Genomic DNA, 3677 nt, shown 5'->3' on the forward strand with positions numbered 1-3677 from the left:
AGGTGGGAGCCGTAGGGCAGGCCGATCAGGGCGCCGGCGCCTTCCTGGTCGGTTTTCGACCGGCGGACGTGCAGGTGTGACTCCCGCGGCGGGCGAGTGGAGAACACGGCTGTTGAGGTGTGCTGCAGGACCTGAAGGTAGCTTCGTGGCGTAGTCGGATCTTGACGGCGGGTGCTGGTTGGTGGACGGTGCCTGTGCGGCTCACTTCGGCACACTTCTGAGTTCGGAGACGTGATGCGGCTAAGTTTTGTAGGGATCGATCCGGGGTCGCCTGACAACGGCTGCCCGGCGGTGTTCGTCGATGAGGACACCGGCGACGTGTGGTTCCAGGGCGAGGCGGTGACCGGCCCGGAGGAGCTCGCGGAAGTCTCGCGGCACAGCCCGCTCGGGTCGACCGAGGCCGTGGTCCGGCTCCCGGTGGTTATGAAGGCGTTCATCATGGAGGCGGCCAATGGGACCTACGAGCGAGGCAAGCAGGGGCCTGGGCTGCATCCCCGGCGTAGCTGAGGAGCCCGACCCGCCGTTCGGCGAGCTGCTGCGGGCGTGTTCGTCTTCTGCCGTGCATCTGGAGATGCGGGATTCCTACGACGTGGGTGATCCGTGGTTTCAGGCGTGGTGCGCCGGCGATCATGAGGAGTTCCAACGGCGGCTGGCTCCTCGGCCGTGGCTGGACCTGATTGCCGAGGTGACTGGCCGTGGGGTTGAGGTCCGCCGGGTTCGGGTCGTGTCGGAGCCTGTGTCCGACTACATCAGGTTCGAGCATGCGACGACCGCGTCGAACGTCGCCGCGGGCGAGCAGGTCCGCTGGCTGCCCCGGCATCTGGCCACCGGCCTGTTGCTCCCCGCTAACGACTTCTGGGTTTTCGACGGCCGGCAGGCTCAGTTCAACTACTTCTCCGGCCGAGGAGAGTTTCTCGAGACGCGCCTGTCACCCGACCCTGTGATCGCCGCGCGGTGCGCGAGGGCGTTCGAGGCCGCGTGGGAGCGATCCGTTCCGCATCAGGAGTACGACCTGGCCCCGGCCTGACGCCGGTCTCCTCGCCGTCGACGCGGTTTTCCTCCTGTGCAGCCGCCTTCTTCCAGCGCCCAGCAGGCCCGCCAGCTCCTGGCGGACCGGCTTCGTGGCTTGCGCCGTGACGCCGGTCTGACCGCGATTGAGCTGGCTGCCCGCGCCGGTTGGGAGCGCACGAAGGTGTCGAAGATCGAACACGCGACCCGTTCTCCGTCCGTAGCGGACATCCGCGCGTGGTGCCAGATCTGCGGCGCCGAGAACGAGGCAGCGGATCTGGTCGCGTCCCTGCACGCGGTGGAAGGCATGTGGGTCGAGTGGCGGCGGATGGAACGTTCCGGGCTGCGCCGTGCTCAGGAGGCGCGGCTGCCCCTGTACGAACGGACCCGGCAGTTCCGCGCGTACAGCTGCTGGATTGTTCCGGGTCTCATCCAGACCGAGGACTACACGCGTGCGGTGCTGCGTGCCTACCAGCAGCGGCGCGGCGTCCACGACGATGTTGAGGCGGCGGTCGCGGCTCGGATGAAGCGCCAGCGTGTCCTGCGCCGTAACCAGCGCACCGCCGCGTTCCTCCTCGAGGAGTCCGTGCTGCGTAACGGCTTCGGCGGGGCGGCGGTCATGCGCGGGCTGCGCGCGCACCTGGCGCAGGTCACGACGTGGCCCGCGGTGTCCCTCGGTGTCATCCCCGCCTCTGCCGATCGTGGCGTGGCCAGTCCCGTCGAAGATTTTTGGATCTTTGACAACGAGCAGGTGAACGTCGAGCTGGTCTCGGGGTTCCTCACGGTCGCCCAGCCGACGGAGATCGCCCTCTACGCGCAGATGTTCGCCCGTTTGAGTGAGATCGCCGTCTACGGCGCCCGAGCCCGCGACCTCCTCGCGTCCACGGGTCCGCCGCCGTAGCCCGATTGCCACACTCGGGCACACTCCTGGTCCTGGTGATCTCGCCGGCCCTACGGTGATCACGCCACCCGATGCCCACCGTAGGAGCGTGACGTGACCCCCCAGGCCCCCAGCGTGGCCAGTGTCGACCAGGCGGACGCGATGCGCGCGGCGATGACTGACCGGCTCGTCGCCGACGGCTGGATCGGCGGCCCGGAGGTGGAGGCTGCGTTCCGGACCGTCCCGCGGCACCTGTTCGTCCCGGAGGGCACGCCGCTGGAGAAGGCCTACGACGTCGACCAGTCCGTGGTCACGAAGGTCGGTGCCGGCGGCGCGAGCATGTCGACGGTGTCAGCGCCGTGGCTTCAGGCTCGGATGATCGCCCAGGCGGGTATCGCGCGGGGGATGCGGGTCCTGGAGGTGGGCAGCGGTGGTTACAACGCGGCCTTGGTTGCTGACATTGTCGGTGCGGACGGTCAGGTCGTGACCGTGGACATCGATCCGGAGGTGACAGCCCGCGCGACCGCGGGGCTGGACGCCGCCGGGTACGGCGACCGGGTTGTCGTCGTCACCGCGGATGCGGATCATGGCGTCCTCGAGTACGGGGCCTACGACGCGGTAGTGGTGACCGTCGGGGCGTGGGACCTGGCGCCAGCGTGGCTGGAGCAGCTGACCCCGGACGGTGTGATCGTCGTGCCGCTGCGGATGAACACGTTCACCCGCTCGCTGGCATTGCGCCGGTCGGGGGAGCACTGGGTGAGCACGTCCGCGCAGCTGTGCGGGTTCGTTCCGATGCAGGGCGTGGGGGCGCGGGTGGAACGCCGGCTTCGGCTGCGCGACCCGGCCGGTGGGGTCGTGACGCTCCTGTTCGACGAGACCGAACTCCACGACCCGCGTCTGCTGACGGGCGCGCTGGAGCACGGCCCGGTCCGGGCCTGGTCCGGGGTCACGATCCCTGTCCAGGTCGACTTCGGCGACCTGCATCTGTGGCTTGCCGGGTTCCTGCCCGGCTTCTGCCGGGTCGAGGCGGGGCCCGGCACGCCGATGGCGACCGAGGGCGTGTGCAGGACCTGGTTCCCGTTTGGGGCCGTGATCGGTGATTCGTTCTGCGTGATGGAGCTCCGCGAGAGCGGCCTGTCCGGCGCACAGCGCGAGTTCGGCGCGCGGGGGTACGGCCCGCACGCCGCCGAGGCCGCCGAGGCGCTGGTCGCTCAGATCAAGGCCTGGGACGCCCACGGCCGGGAGATTCCCGGCAACGCCTTTGCCTACTGGCCCGCGGGGACCGCCATCCCCTCATCCAAGGCTCCCGTGGGCCGGTTCCGAAAGACCCACGGCACCGCCACCATCACCTGGCCTGCGGCCGGCTGACCCACCGTCGCCGGCCTTACGGCACGTCCGCTCACACCCATCCCGGTACTCCATCTATGGGAGAGGAAACCAGCCATGACGCCCTCCACCGCGGTTCTCGCGCCCCCGCCTGTGTCCAGCGAGCCTGACCCGTTCGACGTCGAGCTCGACCTGCGGGTGATCGAGGCGGCCGGCCCGCTTGTCATCACGATGTGCTCCACGGACGACAACTGCGGGTCGACCTGCAAGCCGAGTGCCTGCTCCAGCATTTCCGACGACCCGTCCTGACGGCTCGTCTGCCCCGCCGGCACCTCGCACGTGGTCTCTTGGCCCGATCACCCTTCCTTTGGCTATGAAGGTGGGAGTGGGGACCGTTCGTCGGTGGGAGTGGGGGCCAGCTGTTCAGGCGGGTTGGGTCGTGTCGGTGGGAGTGGGGACCGGG

At 69.4% G+C, this 3677-nt stretch carries 5 protein-coding genes; all 5 read left to right on the plus strand.

Annotated elements, in window-relative coordinates; genetic code table 11:
* Positions 1–234: 234 nt before the first annotated feature.
* On the plus strand, positions 235–507 hold the full coding sequence (locus B056_RS0108305; RefSeq protein ID WP_026239462.1) for a hypothetical protein: 273 nt from the start codon (positions 235–237) through the stop codon (positions 505–507).
* Positions 452–1027, plus strand: coding sequence for a DUF6879 family protein (locus B056_RS0108310; protein WP_154676918.1), 576 nt, complete (start codon positions 452–454; stop codon positions 1025–1027). The genes B056_RS0108305 and B056_RS0108310 overlap by 56 nt, the downstream gene beginning before the upstream one ends.
* A 36-nt stretch (positions 1028–1063) precedes the next feature.
* Complete coding sequence (locus B056_RS0108315) at positions 1064–1909, plus strand: helix-turn-helix domain-containing protein (RefSeq protein WP_026239460.1); 846 nt, start codon at positions 1064–1066, stop codon at positions 1907–1909.
* Positions 1910–2002: 93 nt separating this feature from the next.
* Positions 2003–3256 carry a methyltransferase, FxLD system gene (fxlM, locus tag B056_RS0108320; RefSeq protein ID WP_018501412.1) on the plus strand — a complete coding sequence of 418 codons (1254 nt, stop codon included), beginning with the start codon at positions 2003–2005 and terminating at the stop codon, positions 3254–3256.
* A 75-nt stretch (positions 3257–3331) separates the two neighbouring features.
* Entirely contained in the window at positions 3332–3523 is a 192-nt protein-coding gene (locus B056_RS0108325; protein WP_026239461.1) for an FxLD family lanthipeptide, read from the plus strand.
* The last annotated feature ends 154 nt before the right edge of the window (positions 3524–3677 follow it).

Source organism: Parafrankia discariae, assembly GCF_000373365.1.
GTDB lineage: Bacteria > Actinomycetota > Actinomycetes > Frankiales > Frankiaceae > Parafrankia > Parafrankia discariae.